The sequence below is a fragment of the Psychrobacter sp. CAL346-MNA-CIBAN-0220 genome (assembly GCF_040309805.1).
Lineage (GTDB): Bacteria > Pseudomonadota > Gammaproteobacteria > Pseudomonadales > Moraxellaceae > Psychrobacter.
The window spans coordinates 178,990-194,670 of the sequence record NZ_JBEOPF010000003.1 but is presented as its reverse complement, the minus strand read 5'-3'; the positions used below and the strand labels follow the sequence as shown (position 1 = coordinate 194,670).

Genomic DNA, 15,681 nt, shown 5'->3' with positions numbered 1-15,681 from the left:
GTCACTAGAACCTCAGACGTTTTTGTACTTGTTGCACGCCAATAGACGCACTGACACTGATGATAAAATATACTGCACCGGCACCTAAAATATAGGGCGTTAATAAACCCATCAGCTCACCGCGCACGTAGGCGGCGCGAAAAAAGTCTGTTAGACCGATAGCAAATACTAAGGTGGTATCTTGGAATAAAATAATACATTGCTGCAAAATCAGCGGTAGCATCTTGCGAAAGGCCTGCGGCAGAATAACCAAACGCATGGTTTGCCCATAGGTCATGCCTAGCGCTCTAGCAGCATTAACCTGCCCACTACCAATAGATTGGATACCAGCACGTACCACTTCAGAGAAGTAGGCCGCCTCAAACATCATAAACGCCACCACACACGAAGCAAAGGCAGCATCTAGTTGCAGGTATTTACCTGCTACCCAAAAGTAAATCATTGGGACGGCAAAGTAAAACCATAGCAGTACCAGCAGCAACGGTACGGATCGAAAATAATTGACATATAGCTTGGCAGGAATCTCTAAGGCTTTAATACCCGATAAGCGCATTAAAGCCAATATAGTCCCTAAACTGATACCACCAATAATGGCTAAAAACAGCACTTTTAAGGTGGTCAGCATACCGCCCAACAAGCCTGGGTAGGCTGTGGCAAGTTCGGTCATCATACTCATTTCTGACCTCCTGCGATAAGCCCAGGTACGCGCAGTTTACGTTCAATCAATCCCATAATAGCAATCAGTGACAGGTTGAACACCAGATAAATGACGGTCGCATAGGTATAAATCTCAATATTGTTTTGAGTATATTCACTAATAGTTTTGGTTTGACTGATAAGCTCCATAACCCCAACCAAAGAGGCCACCGAAGCATTTTTAAAGCAGTTGGTCAGCTCAGAGCTCAATGGCGGCAGGATAACGCGGAAAGCTTGCGGTAGTAATACTTCTTTATAAGCTTGGGGGATACTAAAACCTAGTGCGTAAGCGGCATTGATTTGTCCTTCAGGTAGCGACTGTATACCCGTACGCACTTGCTCAACAATACGCGCAGCGGTGAATAATCCTAGACCGATACTTGCTGAGAGCATGGCTGAAGTATTCGGAGATAAATCTTTATACCACCACTCTTGTAAGGCGGGTGTTAACCAACCGGGGGCAACATAAAACCAAAAAAACAGCTGTACTAATAAAGGAATATTACGAAAAAACGTCACATAGGCGGTACCGATACGGCGGGCAGTCTTATTTGGTAAGGTGCGCATAATACCAAAGACAGTGCCAATGACCATGGCAATTGCCCACGCAATACTGCCAATTAATAGCAGCCAGCCAAGACCAGTAAGCATCCAGTGGATGTAAAGTTCATTGCCGATGCCAGTCTGCTCGAAGAGCACGCCCCAATTCCAGCTATAGTTCATCTTTGTCTCTCCGAGCAGCGATTAATAGACTTACGCGGTAGGTCGGCTTAAGATATTGGCCTGCCCGCATAAGTAAGCTATGTTGAGGGACAAAAGCTTGTTATTGCGCAGTAGCCGCTTTAGGCTCAGCGCTATCGTGTGGATTGGCAATCAGGGCTTTTAAGTTATCTGACATCTCAAAGTTTAGATTGACGTTCTTCGGTGGAATTGGGTTTAAGAACCATTTGTCATAAATGCTATTGATTTCACCTGAGCTGAAAGTGTTCGCTAGGGCTTCGTCGACAACCATCTTAAACTCTGGATCGTCTTTACGCATCATACAGCCATAGATTTCAAACGATTGCGGCGTACCGACAATAACCCATTCATCAGGGTTTTTAGCTTTGGCTTTTTCGCCTGCAAGCAATACATCATCCATCATGAAAGCATCTGCACGGCCATTCTCTAGCATCAAGAAACCTTCCCCATGGTCTTTAGCTGAGATGATACTGGTGTTCATCTTCTTCTCATCATTATATTGACGAATATAACGCTCTGAGGTGGTACCTGCGGTGGTGACTAAGGTTTTACCTTTTAGATCTTCAAAGTCGTTGATTCCAGAGTCTTTCTTAGTCAATAGCCGTGTGCCAATCTCAAAGAAGCCATTGGAGAAAGCGACTTGTTTTTGGCGCTCTTCGTTGTTGGTGGTTGAGCCACACTCAAAATCTACGGTACCGTTTTGTACTAATGGGATACGAGTTTGTGAGGTGATAAGATTATAACGAACGTTAAGATCGGGCATATTCAGTTTTTGCTTGACCGCTTCGACTACTTTCATTTCAAGATCGTGCGCATAGCCCATCGGCTGATTGGGATCATCTGCAATATAAGAAAATGGAATTGATGAATCGCGATAACCGACCACGATAGTGCCTGAGTCTTTAATCTTTTGTAGGGTACCATTAGGATTCGCTGCTGCCTCAGTGGTTGCCCCATCTGCTGGCATATCATCAGTGGCTGTTTGGCTGCTGTTATTACAGCCGACTAAACCTAATGCCATAAAGGCAGCGAATGTTAACGGTTTGGAGAGTAAATAAGCCATGAGATATATCCTTTTATCACATCATTACAAAATTGGAAGAGAGCTTAGGTGTCACTGGCGTTATTTACGTCATCGCCATGCATCCGTGCTGTTACTATGAGTTATCATAGTGCAACTTAATGTTACTGTACAACAATTTTACCAACGTTAGTAATGTTTTTTTACTAAAGGTCTAGATTTGATTTTTATCAACATAATTTATATCTTCAATCATAGGGGTGATATAAATAACTTTTGTCTCAAATGAACTTAATTCTCAACTCTTTAGTGCAAAATAAAATAGTTTATTTGTCAGGAAAGCCAAATGATTTCTAGAACAATACTGTCTGCACTATTATTGATAAATTATCAGCAATCCCCATAAAGATAATACCTTCTCAACAATACAACTGACCTATGACTCAAGATACTCAAACCTCAAATACTGATACCAACACTATTGATAATGACGTCCGTCAACGCTTTTTTATTCAAGACTCGCCAGTACGCGGCGACGTGGTACGCCTGTCACGCAGTTATGCATCGACTATCGCTCAAAAACCTTATCCAGAAGCCATTAAACGCTTGCTTGGTGAGATGTTGACCGCTGCAAGCTTACTGATCGGTACTCTAAAAATTAATGGTCGTCTGTCCATTCAATTGCAATCATCAAATAGCGATAGTTTGCTCAACTGGGCAATGGCGGAATGTGATCATTCCGGTATCATCCGCGCGCTTGCCAATTGGAAAGCCGATAGTGATGATCAAGTACAAGCGTGGGAAAATATGCAGAGCGCCAATGAGGCATTTGCAGAGCTGGGCGCGACCGGACAAGGGGTGTTATTTATTAATATACAGCCTGAAGGTGGCGAGCCTTATCAAGGTATTGTCGAACGCAGTCACGACAATTTAGCAGACTGCTTAGCGCATTATCAGAAACAGTCTGCGCAAATTCCAACGCTGATTAATCTCGCGTCAGATGGCTTACAAGCTGGCGGCATATTGGTACAATTATTACCGCGCCGTGACGATGAAGAGCAAGAGCGTGTCGATACTGATCTATGGCCGCGCTTGTCTGTGCTAACCCACACGATTAAGCCTGAGGAACTTACTAAGTTACCTGCCACTGATATTCTATATCGTCTGTATAATGAAGAAGACGTAGTATTGCCTGAACCGACTGTACTTGAGTTTGGTTGTACGTGCTCAAAAGAAAAATGCGAGACGGCGATATTACAAATCGGTCAAGATGAGATGCTGGATGTCTGTGAAGAGCAAGGCGGTCAATTTGAAATGGATTGCGGTTTTTGTGCTTCGGTATATAAGTTTGATAAAGAGGATATCACGGCATTATTTGCTGAGTGATTTTTGCTAATTGGTTTCATTAAGTCTGATTTATTATCTAAAACCCTTGAGTGTGATGCTTGAGGGTTTTTTTAATATTTATAAGGCGATAGAGTGGCTTAATAACGTCAGCTATTTATTTTGCCCCTCTAGACGATAAGAAAAATTAAAATCTGGGGTACAACCTCAGCTGACGATACTCACCCACCTTATTCTCACTCAGATACCAATTCTTACTCAAATACCAAACAAAGCTAAACATCTACTGTTCAAAACACTCTATCTAAATCATTGGGATAGGAATAGATGCGAGAGCTCGGCTCATACTCTCCTTGACTGGCGTCACTCAGCCCATTATCTAATAACCAGGCGACGACTTGCTGATGTACCCTTTCGTTATAGAGTAAATTGTAATGGCTCACTCCATAAAAAACGGCCTTACGCTCTTCTGGCACAAACAAGGCATGCTCGCCAGTATGCTCACCTAGCGCAGACTCTATCGTGACCAGACCATCACCTAATAAGCTTGTCGCCTTAGAATCATAATGAACCTCGCCTAATGTGGCGGCAATACAGTAAGTACGAATATGCAAAGGCAGACGAGCAGGATGGCGAAATTCTTGTGGGAGTACACTGCGACCTTCTAAAGATTTCCAATCCTCATCACGAATACTGCCATAGCGTAGGTCAATGATGCCCGCACTACGCAAATCGCCCAGTTTGGCTAATGACCCAGCAAAAGGAAGCTTGGCAATCCTATCCTGAACAAAATAACCAATACGTTCAAGGCTTGCGCCATGATGCGGTGAGCCCAGAGTGATGAGATTACCCACCTGTTTTACCCAGTTAAAGCCTTGTTGTTTACCATAAAACAGCGCACTACGAGCGACCAAGCCACCCATACTATGGCCAATCAAATCAATTTGCGAGATGTCTGGATTGTTCTCTACTAAGTTTTGGAGTACTTTAGAAAAGTTGCGCCCATTGCTAGAAATACGTCGTCCTGTATTATAATTAAGGTATAAAACGGTGGATAACGGCTGACTGTGAATAATGCGTTCACCCAGACTGTCACTTTTGGATGGATACCAGCTTAAATGACTCATACAAAGGCCATGACATAAAATAATAATACGCCCTGATACTTCACCCTGTTGCACATGTTGGAGATGGCCACCTCTATCGTATAAAACCATCGAAATGGCGAGTGGATTGTGATGATTAACTAGATGGTCACCCATAACACCATTCATAACATTGAGCAGCTGTTTCAATTTTTTAGGGAGAGGTTGGGCGTTTTTTTGATTGCGAATATTGTTATACAGCCATAACCCTGATGTTAGATTGTTGCCTACCAGCGACGTCATATAGCGTACCGTGCCATAGATTCGTCCGGTGATACCGCGTTGCCATTTAGTTCGGTTGCTGTCATTAAAACGCCCTAATGGCCGTAAAATAATCTCACGGTGAATGGCTTCTACAATATCTGTGACTTCAACCACACCCATCGTTGCAAGCTGAGCTAGCCCTTCAAAGAAATCAACCAAAGAAATAGGCTTATCGAGAATCGAGTCGTCGTTGTCACCCGCCATTAAGCCAGCTGTTTCATCCACATAAATAGTTTCAAGCTGAGCCAATTGTTCATACACCTCACTCTGAAATTGCGCGCCAACATCAGAACTGGAATCAGAACTGGAGTTAGAATGAGTATTAAATTCACGCTGAGTGTGGCTCTCACTGGTAGAGCTATCATGGCTGGCATCGGATGATTTTGGACTGGACATATATTTGATAGTTTCAGCGGTAAGGATAGCTTTATATACTATCCTGTAAATGAGATAAACAGAAGGGGGTGATTTGACTTACAGCTATGCTTGTTATCAGGGATGTTGGTAGGGTTTTGAAGTGACTGGTTTTATTAGAATATTTTTAGCGAGTGTGGGTGTTCTCATCTTTTATTATACAAAAAACTGCTAATCTGGAGCCACAACCTACGATACATAACAAGTTTGTAGACTGGGTTAGCGAATGCATAACCCGTTTTTATCATAACAATAGCCAAGCAAAATCTATAGAACGGGCGTCTGCCACTCATGCGCCCCTAATACCAGTTTGAGCTCATCACCCGCTTGCAATAGGCCAACGCCACTTGGTGTACCCGTCATGATGACATCACCTGCTTGTAGGCTAAAAGCATGGCTAATTTCAGCCAGTAACTCGTATACTGGAAATAACATTAAAGCAGTATCACCATCTTGTTTAAGCTCATTATTGATATAGAGCTGATAGCTGACTGTACTCAAGTCACCAAATGCTTGCGGGTCAATCCAATCGGCAAGTACACAAGCGCCATCAAAACATTTAGCACGCTCCCATGGTTGACCTTTATCTTTCAGCTGACTTTGCAAGTCGCGTAGGGTTAAATCTAACCCTAAAGTCACACCACCAATCGCTTGCTTTGCCTGCTCAACAGTTGCCGCACTCAAATCAGCTGATAGCTGAATACAAAGCTCCGCCTCATAATGTGTATCACCATAAACCTGCGAATCTGGGCGCACTATATTATTACGAACAGAAACCACAGAGGATGTGGGTTTCATAAATAATATCGGCGAAGTTGGTATGTCATTGCCCAATTCATGAGCATGCGCCGCATAGTTGCGTCCGACGCAAACCACTTTACCAATAGACGCGCGCTTAATACGATTAGAACTGGTATCGCTTTCATCTTCATTGACGCTAGCAACCATGGCATTAATTAAAGATATATGCGGCGATTGGCTCATAGTAAACTCTCATAGTAAAATTTATTAGTATGGTTAATGAATACAGCGATATTTAATGATAGGGAGCTAGGTAATAGTATGGGTGGTCACATCTGGCGGCACATAAGTCATATAGCGATTCATTTTTTTCTCAAACAGTCTAAAGCTGAACAAGATAACCCACGACAACAGCAAATAAACAATACCAGCCGCGAAGAATAGCTCCATCAAGGTATAAGTCCGCGCGCTAATGGTACGTGCCACACCGGTAATGTCCATCAAAGCGATAGTTGAGGCTAGTGCACTGCCTTTGAGCATAAAGATAACTTCATTACTATAAGCGGGTATTACAATACCAAAGGCTCTGGGTAAAGTAATTCGCGTCAGTTTCTGCCATTTTGACATGCCAATAGCATCAGCAGCCTCAAGTTCACCAATTGGAATGGTCTGAATAGCGCCACGGATAATTTCTGCTAAATAAGCGCTGGTGTTCATGGTAAAAGCAATGATGGCACACCAGTAAGCTTGACTGAGTACTGGCTCCCATAAGAAAGAGTTGCGTACTGCTTCAAATTGCCCAAGTCCGTAATCAATTAAGAATATCTGTACCAATAGCGGCGTGCCACGGAAAAAGAAAATATAGAGAAAGGGTAATATCTGTACTACCCAGCTTTTGGACAAGCGCAGTTGCGCTAAAATCAAGCCAAAAAACAGTCCAATAATACCGGAGATGATTACCAGCTGTACGGTCAATACGGCACCGCCTAGTAAGTCTGGTATATGATCAAAAATAACCTGCCAATTCCAATCCATGAGTGACTCTCCTCTACCCTAGGGTCGATTGACGGTTGGTTGATTGACGGCTAAGCTTTTTAGCATAGCGCGCCGCTGGATTGGCACGCCATTCAAGCCACATCATAAAGCCGGTGATCAGCATCGTTAGCCCCAAATAAATAATCGCCGCTGCCATATAAAAGGTAAACGGCTGCTGAGTCGACTGCGCGGCGCGCGATGACTGATACATAATGTCTTTAAGTCCAATGACTGATACTAAGGCGGTATCCTTGAGCAGCACTAAGAATAAGTTACCTAGACCCGGTAAGGCAATTTGCCATACTTGCGGTAAAGTAATGCGATAAAAAGTCTGTAGTGGACTCATACCAATTGCTTGGGCCGCTTCACTCTGCCCTAAAGGTATCTCTTGAATTGACATCCGAAAGATTTCGGTCGCATAGGCACCGAAGGCAATGGACAACGCCATTACCCCGCCCCAAAAAGCACTAATCTCGACGTAGTTGTTATAGCCGAACTTTTTGAGGACACTCATCAACAGGATAGAACCGCCATAATAAATGAACAATACCAGTAGCAGTTCAGGAATACCGCGCATCGTCGCCGTATATAAGGTGGCAAGCTTACGTAGCAGCCAGACATTAGACAGCTTGGCAGTGGCACCAAGCAGCCCTAAAGCCATACCTATAATTAGGCTGGTCATAGCAAGCTTAATGGTGACGGTGGCGCCGCTTAGTAGTAGCGCGCCAAATCCTTGTAAATCAAACACAGTTGTCCACTCAGTCTCTTTATGTTGGAGCGTGTTGAACGCGTCCTAGCAAGTTAATAAAAGCAAGTTAGTAAAATATTAGTTTCAAGAATCAGTACCTAGTCAGTATTCAACCATTACTCATAGCCTTCTGCTGCCTACTGTAGCGCAGCGTATTGCCCTCACGTATGAGAACCGTATTAAGGTATAGCCAATTGACTCGATAAAAATGACCCGTGATTTTATCATATTCAAGATGCGCTATGTTACTGCTCGCATGCAAAAGCTGCTCCCAAATAGACCTTAATCATGCTAAAAACGATACAAATAGGGCAAGTTTGTCCAAATTACCTAGTCAATCTTTACAAAAAAAACAAAAAGGACATCACCTGCATGGCAATATCCTTTGGAGAATTACGATAACGCTGGCTATTTAATAACAGCTATTTAATAACGAGCTAGTTAGTGACCGTATCTGCTATTGTATTGGCTACTGCTGGGACTGCAAAGTATTTTTGATTGATATCATCATAAGTACCATTGGCCTTTATATTGGCTAATGATTGATTGATTTTCGCCTGCAAGTTATCACCAGGACGAACAGCGATTGCAAAGTTATCATTAATATCTATCTCATCACCTTTAAGGACATAATCACTGCCTGACGGTGAGTTGAGCCATTGTATGGCAGGCAATTTATCAGAGACCATAGCATCAACGCGACCTGAGCCTAAATCCAAAAACGCATTGCTCAAAGTATCATATAGTTTCATTTCTGCTTTTGGATAAGTTTTCTCAAACCACTGTGAAGATATCGTTGAGCGCTGAGCGGCAATAGAATGCGCATTGATATCGCTACTATTACTAGGATCAAAACTGCTGTCTTGTTTGGCTAAAAACACCAGACTGTTACTAAAATATGGTTCGGTAAAGCTCACTTGCTGCGCGCGCTCTGGGGTCACTGACATAGCTGCCACAATCGCATCGTACTTGCCAGCTTTGAGACCAGGAATGATGCCATCCCAGTCTTGCGCGATTATCTCACAAGTGACTTGCATATCCGCACATATCGCATTAGCGATATCAATATCGAAGCCGCCAAGGGTGCCATCGGCATTGGTATAGTTAAAGGGCGCGTAAGCCCCTTCGGTACCGATACGCAGCACCCCACCCGTGGTCGCGGCAGCATCAGTGCCAGTCTCTGCACTGGTATCAGTAGCATTATCTTGACTGTTGCTACAGCCTACTAGCGCTGCGATAGCCGTTATCGCAAGCAGCGACTTCGACAGACGACGCATACTGGCGGTCTTAATGATTGATTGAGTAGCCGCTATAGCTGGGATGGAAGTGCTGCTTATAGTCATCCTTGATTCCCTTCCTAAATAAATGTCTAAGGCCTACTCATTTAATACCAATGGACTTTATCTAACATCACACAGAATTAAACATCATACAAACCTTAATTAATTGACTACTTGATAAGCCTTATTAGTTAGTTGCTGCTTCTACTTGCTCTTTTTTAGCAATTGATGCATTAGTATCAACGTCAGTATTGCCGCCGTTAATGACCATGACGTCTTTTACGCTACCTGTTGCAACTGCTTTTTGAGCGGCAGCGGTTGTGCTGGTACCAAAGTAGCTTCCCGTAATTTGATCATAGGTGCCGTTGTCTCTTATCTCAGCCAAGGCTTTATTAAATTTGGCAACTAAAGGATCGCCTTTACGAAAACCAATACCCATCGCATCATCATTAGTACTGATCTCTTGTCCTTTAACTTCGTAGTCTTGACCAGCTGCTGTTTTTAACCAATCAATACCGGTCACTTTATCTGACATCATAGCGCGTGTGCGGCCTGAAGTCAGATCCAAGTAGGCATTATCTTGAGTATCATAAAGCTTGATATCAGCTTCTGGATGTTCGTCCTGCAAGTACTGTGAAGCAACGGTTGCGCGCTGTGAAGCAATAGGCTGACCTTTTAGGGCATCAATACTGAAGTCATCGCCTTTTTTAGCGATTAAGATAATACTGCTATAAAAGTAAGGATCAGAGAATTCCAATACTTCTTGACGCTCAGGAGTGATTGAGATACCGGCCATAATGGCATCAAATTTTTGGGCGTTTAGTCCCGGAATCAAACCATCCCAATCTTGGGAGATGATGTCACAGTTCGCTTTCATTTGGGCACACAAGGCTTCAACCAACTCAATCTCATAACCAATAAGCTTGCCATCAGCATCCGTATAACTAAAAGGCTTATAGCTTGATTCGGTGGCAATTTTTATAGTCATTGGTGCGGCATCAGTTGCCGTATCGGTAGCGGCGCTATCTTCTGGGGTTGAGCTATTATTACAACCAGCCAGCATAAGTATGGCAGCGCTAAGCGGTGCTAGCCATAAGGCTTTAGTATTCATTGACGATGTTATTGATAATGTCATTTTCTATTCCTTAACGTATCGACCAGCAGTGTAATGACCGCCGTTCATTAACCCATATTTATTGACCAAAGTTTGCCTGTTCAAGACGCGCAAGCTCACCGTTACTACGGATTTCGCTTAGTGCCTTGTCGAAGTCGTTTTTGAGTGGGTCACCTTTGCGGACAGCAATGGCAATATTGTCATTATTGTCAATCTCATCACCAACAATACCGAAGCCATCAGGATTGTCTTTTAACCATGATTTGGCAGACACTTTTTCAGCCAAAACCGCATCACTACGACCAGATTTTAGATCTAGATAAGCATTGTCGTAATTATCATATAACTGAACAGTGTTGCCGTCTTTACCTTCATAATTATCTTGTAGATAGGCACCAGGCGTGGTTGAGCGTTGTCCCCCTAAAGTCAGGTTTTTTAGCGCCGTAGGATCAAAGTCGCTTTTAGGATCAGTCAGCCATACCATCGTATTGGCAAAATAGGGCTCAGTGAAGTCAACCTTTTCTTGGCGCTCGGGCGTTATAGACATTCCCGCAACAACGGCATCATATTTTTGTGCCAATAATCCAGGAATAATGCCGTCCCAATCTTGAGCAACGATTTCACATTTAACCTGCATTTGCGCGCATAAGGCGTTAGCAACATCAATATCATAGCCCGCTAGACTGCCATCAGCGTTGGTATAGTTAAAAGGAGGATAAGCGCCTTCGGTAGCGATACGAATGGTCTTGCCGGCAGCATTTGAGTTAGAAGCTTGCGCGTCGGTGGCATCTTGAGTAGACGGGCTACAAGCACTAAGCGCCAGTGCTACTGAGAAGGTCATCGATGACCACAATAGGCGAGAATTCGACATCATATGTTCCTTAAATTCTGATAGAGGATTCTGATAGAGGTTCTGGTATTTTTATCCTCTGACGTCCTTGCCAGATAATAAAACCAGATAGAAATATAGTCACAAGTACGGATAATACAGTCACAAGTACGGATGAGTAACGACAAGTTATGAACCAATCGATAATACCTGACTCAATTATCAAAAACAAACGTTTTACGTATTGACTGTTATTATTGGGTGATAAACGATCAGCTGGCTTGTTGCAGTATAGGATAAAAGCTAACGGTTAAAGTTGGTTTCAGCAGCTGGTTTATTTGAATGATTCAAACATGGGCTTAATAGTGCCTGATTGATTATTTTCAGCTAGTTTTGGTGATGGGCGGCCATAAAGTCTCTCACTCGGGCTGATTTTGGGTTATCAAATACTTGCTCAGGCGTGCCCATCTCTTCAATAACACCTTGATGTAAGAACACCACTTGGCTTGATACTTCGCGAGCAAAGCGCATCTCATGGGTAACGATCAACATTGTCCGCCCTTCTTCTGCCAGCTCACGCATTACCGCCAGTACTTCATTGACCAGCTCAGGATCAAGGGCGGAGGTAGGTTCATCGAACAATAATACTTGGGGCTGCATCGCAAGCGCCCGTGCAATCGCCACGCGCTGACGCTGACCACCTGATAGGTTCGCCGGATAGGCGTCTCTTTTATCGAGCAGACCGACCTTATCAAGCAACTTTTCAGCATCACTAATAGCCTGATCTTTTTTGATTTTTAAAACTTGGGTTGGCCCTTCAATGATATTTTGCAAAATTGTCTTATGCGGCCATAAGTTAAAGTTTTGGAACACGAAGCCCACGCGCGCGCGCAAGCTCTCTAACTGCTTGATATCTGCTGCTTGCATCTCACCGGACTTATTAGGCTTTAGTATCAGCTGTTCATTACCAATACTGATACTACCTTGGGTTGGCTTTTCAAGCAGGTTAATACAGCGTAATAAAGTGGATTTACCAGAGCCAGAAGAACCTAAGATAGAGATCACATCACCATCATAGGCAGTGAGTGACACGCCTTTTAGCACTGCCAATGAGCCGAAGCTTTTATGAACGTCTTGGAGATCTAAGGCGATAGGGCGAGTCGGTTTTTTGTCAGTATCAAGCATGTTTTAAGAGACTTCCAATAAATATGAATAAAAAGAGTGCGGCAAACAATATAGAAATAATGGCTTAAAAAATTTTTATCAGGACGCTTATAACTGTAGTCAATCTTGGATAGGTCATGAACAAATTCGCTCATTAGGTACCAATAGCAAATAGTGATAATAAGTACCGACATTAAGTCCCGATAACAAGACCGATGATGAGCGTGCGACTTATAAACCAATCGTCCCAACATTGTCGCCTAAAATAACATAAAAAGGCAAATTTTCTACCTTTCTTTCTACTTATCTTTTATATAAAAAGGCGCTCAAACTGCGGTTGCATGTCTGAGCGCCTTTTTACCACTGGCATAACCCTAGCAGCATTTTATCTAATAAAGCTAATAAGTCGAGACGTGCTCTTCTGTTTCGCTACCATCTAATACCTCAGAATCATCAATAGCGACGCCTTCATCAGCAGTGGCAATACCTATATCATCACTAGCCATGGGCTCATTAGCCATATCATCATTGGACATAGGCTTATTAGAAGTATCTGCACTTGCCACCCCAGTTGCTTGTTGCTCAACCGTAGATTGTGCGTCGACACTAGGATCCTCTTCAGTAGTGGCCGCGCCTTTATCTGCGCAAGCACTGAGTGTTAACGCAGCAGCTGCTAACGACATGTATAACCATTTTCTGGACATTGATGATTGGGTGATTGTCTTTGTTTCTCTATTGATAGTAGTCATCTCGACTCTCCATTCTCTGGTCAGCAGTAATAGCCTTGCAAGCGATACTGATAAGTAAGACGTTAATAAATAAAACATTAATGAATAAAACGTAGTCCATGTAACATTGATCAGTATTTAACTATTTAGTATTTCACTATACTGACAATTAAACCTAGCCACCTTAGTAATTACAGCAGAGTTGTGTTAAAAATACGTAACTATAAATCTGTCATGCTATAAAGTTCACGTTATAAAATAATCACTAGCTGTCATTGAAAACGGCTAAAAAAGTAGATAGAGCAGCATTAGGCACTGCTCTATACACAGGTGCTGTTCACAAATTCATCTTTACTATCGCTCTAATCTCCTCTATGTTAAATAGCAGAACGCTATAAAAACGATAAAAACCCTATTTTTATTGATTATTAAGGATAATTAGTAGATTTTCAGCGCTTTTAATCCACTTTATCTTATTTAAACTATTTTTATAAAAATCAGATATAAACCTTTATAGCCAATTTACAGACATAAGGAAAATGATCTATGAGTCCATCAGATACCACAGATATTACTGCTTACATGCAAGAAGTCGGTCAACAAGCACGCGCTGCTTCTCGTGCTCTTGCCGCTGCCAATACTGGTAATAAAAATGCCGCACTCATGGCTATTCATGATGAATTGGTCAATGCCAAACAAGATATCTTAGCGGCTAATAAGATTGATATGGATAACGGCAAAAAGAATGACCTTGATGCCGCCCTACTCGACCGTTTAGAGCTGAATGACGAACGCTTTGATGGCATGCTACAAGGTCTTAAGGATGTCTCAACCCTCCCTGATCCGATTGGCGAAGTTACTGATATGACTTTTCAGCCGTCAGGAATCCATTTGGGTAAAATGCGTGTGCCACTGGGTGTGGTTGGTATGATTTATGAATCGCGTCCTAACGTGACCTTAGAGGCGGCATCACTGGCACTCAAATCAGGTAATGCGATTATTTTGCGCGGCGGTTCTGAAGCGTTTGAATCTAATCAAGCGATTGCTAAATGTATCCATCGCGGTCTAAAAAAGGCCGGATTGCCTGAACATAGCGTACAAGTGCTGCAAACTACTGATCGCGCTGCGGTAGGCGAATTGATTACTATGACCGAATATGTCGATGTGATCGTGCCACGTGGCGGTAAAGGCTTGATTGCACGTATTAGCCGTGATGCAAAAGTACCAGTAATTAAGCATCTAGATGGCAACTGTCATACCTTTATTGATCGCGATGCCGAGCCCAAGATTGCAATTGAAGTAAGCGTCAATGCCAAGACCCATCGTTATGGCACTTGTAATACCATGGAAACCTTATTGGTTGATGAGGCAGTCGCTGATGACTTATTACCTCAAATTGCCGAAGCTATCATCAAAGCTGATGATGCCATGCAACTGCGTCTCGATGATAAGTCGCAAGCGATTTTGAAAGACAATGCCAAGCTTAAAGGTCATCTGTCAGCCGCGACTAGCGAGGACTGGGATACCGAATATTTAGCACCGATACTGGCCGTCAAGGTTGTAGCAGGGATTGATGAAGCGATTGAGCATATCAATACTCATGGCAGTCAGCATACCGACGTCATCATCACCGATAATTACAGTAAATCGCAACGCTTTATTCGTGAAGTGGATTCGGCAAGCGTGATGATTAATGCCTCGAGCCGTTTTGCAGATGGCTTTGAATACGGACTGGGTGCTGAGATTGGTATCTCAACAGACAAAATCCATGCCCGTGGCCCAGTTGGACTTGAAGGTCTGACCTCACAAAAATGGATTGTCTATGGTCATGGCGAAACTCGTGCTTAATGAGCTGTTGTAAGCATCAGTAATAATGTTAAGTAGCTATATTAGAGTATCCAAAACGCCAGTATTCGTGCTGGCGTTTTTTTATGCTTAATTTGTAGCGTCTAATCAGGGAACAGAACATGTTGTTACAGGCGATAATCTCCCTACTGTATATTTTTTAACCACTGATCATTACAATAGCGCCACCAAATTAAATACGACGCTAAAATGAGCCAAGCCATTTAATTTAATATACTGAATACAGCAGCGCTGTCCCTGAGTAGGCAGTCAATATCCATATTGATGATGTATTTGATAAAAAATTGTCTTTACTGCTTTGGCAAAAAATGTGGTTTTCCAAGCTTTTTTGCGCTTAATTGGGACAGTGCTAGGAATTACTTACCAGATAGCGCTATTACTCATTGACAGCTTTACTTAGCCGATGTTGAAACATAATTAATGAAGGTTTGAATCTCTTTAAAGTATAATTGAGAATGCCTATAAAATTTCGGTAAGCCGCAGTTATGGATTGTGGCGTCGGGTAGAGATAAATGATTTATTTCAGCTACTTACTACAAAAACCTGAATTC

Annotated in this window: 14 protein-coding genes; 2 read left to right on the top strand and 12 right to left on the bottom strand. The window is 42.8% G+C overall.

Annotated features, from left to right (window positions below):
* Positions 1 to 4 precede the first annotated feature (4 nt).
* The 3 genes from AAEY88_RS08470 to AAEY88_RS08460 all read right to left on the bottom strand — a co-directional run bounded on the left by AAEY88_RS08470 (position 5) and on the right by AAEY88_RS08460 (position 2,500).
* The gene (locus AAEY88_RS08470; protein ID WP_350561381.1) at positions 5 to 676 is read right to left on the bottom strand and encodes an ABC transporter permease subunit; all 672 of its coding nucleotides are present in this window, start codon (positions 674 to 676) and stop codon (positions 5 to 7) included.
* Complete coding sequence (locus AAEY88_RS08465) at positions 673 to 1,419, bottom strand: amino acid ABC transporter permease (protein ID WP_350561379.1); 747 nt, start codon at positions 1,417 to 1,419, stop codon at positions 673 to 675. The genes AAEY88_RS08470 and AAEY88_RS08465 overlap by 4 nt, the downstream gene beginning before the upstream one ends.
* A 100-nt stretch (positions 1,420 to 1,519) precedes the next feature.
* Positions 1,520 to 2,500, bottom strand: a complete 981-nt coding sequence (locus tag AAEY88_RS08460) for a glutamate/aspartate ABC transporter substrate-binding protein (RefSeq protein ID WP_350561377.1) — start codon at positions 2,498 to 2,500, stop codon at positions 1,520 to 1,522.
* A gap of 396 nt (positions 2,501 to 2,896) precedes the next feature.
* Between AAEY88_RS08460 and AAEY88_RS08455 the strand changes: the two genes are divergently transcribed.
* On the top strand, positions 2,897 to 3,844 hold the full coding sequence (locus AAEY88_RS08455; RefSeq protein WP_350561375.1) for an Hsp33 family molecular chaperone HslO: 948 nt from the start codon (positions 2,897 to 2,899) through the stop codon (positions 3,842 to 3,844).
* Positions 3,845 to 4,092: 248 nt separating this feature from the next.
* Here the strand turns inward: AAEY88_RS08455 and AAEY88_RS08450 are convergent, their stop codons facing one another.
* The 9 genes from AAEY88_RS08450 to AAEY88_RS08410 form a co-directional block, all read right to left on the bottom strand.
* Positions 4,093 to 5,607, bottom strand: a complete 1,515-nt coding sequence (locus tag AAEY88_RS08450) for a hypothetical protein (RefSeq protein ID WP_350561373.1) — start codon at positions 5,605 to 5,607, stop codon at positions 4,093 to 4,095.
* Positions 5,608 to 5,892: 285 nt separating this feature from the next.
* The gene (locus AAEY88_RS08445) at positions 5,893 to 6,609 is read right to left on the bottom strand and encodes a fumarylacetoacetate hydrolase family protein (protein ID WP_350561371.1); all 717 of its coding nucleotides are present in this window, start codon (positions 6,607 to 6,609) and stop codon (positions 5,893 to 5,895) included.
* A gap of 66 nt (positions 6,610 to 6,675) precedes the next feature.
* On the bottom strand, positions 6,676 to 7,401 hold the full coding sequence (locus tag AAEY88_RS08440; protein WP_350561369.1) for an ABC transporter permease: 726 nt from the start codon (positions 7,399 to 7,401) through the stop codon (positions 6,676 to 6,678).
* A 13-nt stretch (positions 7,402 to 7,414) separates the two neighbouring features.
* Entirely contained in the window at positions 7,415 to 8,149 is a 735-nt protein-coding gene (locus AAEY88_RS08435) for an ABC transporter permease (RefSeq protein WP_350561367.1), read from the bottom strand.
* A 437-nt stretch (positions 8,150 to 8,586) separates the two neighbouring features.
* On the bottom strand, positions 8,587 to 9,426 hold the full coding sequence (locus tag AAEY88_RS08430; RefSeq protein WP_350561582.1) for an ABC transporter substrate-binding protein: 840 nt from the start codon (positions 9,424 to 9,426) through the stop codon (positions 8,587 to 8,589).
* A gap of 190 nt (positions 9,427 to 9,616) precedes the next feature.
* Positions 9,617 to 10,564 (bottom strand): transporter substrate-binding domain-containing protein, encoded by a 948-nt coding sequence (locus AAEY88_RS08425; protein ID WP_350561365.1) that lies wholly within the window; start codon positions 10,562 to 10,564, stop codon positions 9,617 to 9,619.
* Between the two features lie 58 nt (positions 10,565 to 10,622).
* Complete coding sequence (locus AAEY88_RS08420; RefSeq protein ID WP_407074441.1) at positions 10,623 to 11,414, bottom strand: transporter substrate-binding domain-containing protein; 792 nt, start codon at positions 11,412 to 11,414, stop codon at positions 10,623 to 10,625.
* Between the two features lie 345 nt (positions 11,415 to 11,759).
* Entirely contained in the window at positions 11,760 to 12,557 is a 798-nt protein-coding gene (locus tag AAEY88_RS08415) for an ATP-binding cassette domain-containing protein (protein WP_350561361.1), read from the bottom strand.
* A gap of 377 nt (positions 12,558 to 12,934) precedes the next feature.
* Positions 12,935 to 13,285: a hypothetical protein gene (locus AAEY88_RS08410; protein ID WP_350561359.1), complete on the bottom strand. Its 351-nt coding sequence runs from the start codon at positions 13,283 to 13,285 to the stop codon at positions 12,935 to 12,937.
* A 525-nt stretch (positions 13,286 to 13,810) separates the two neighbouring features.
* Between AAEY88_RS08410 and AAEY88_RS08405 the strand changes: the two genes are divergently transcribed.
* On the top strand, positions 13,811 to 15,112 hold the full coding sequence (locus AAEY88_RS08405) for a glutamate-5-semialdehyde dehydrogenase (RefSeq protein ID WP_350561357.1): 1,302 nt from the start codon (positions 13,811 to 13,813) through the stop codon (positions 15,110 to 15,112).
* Positions 15,113 to 15,681 lie beyond the last annotated feature (569 nt).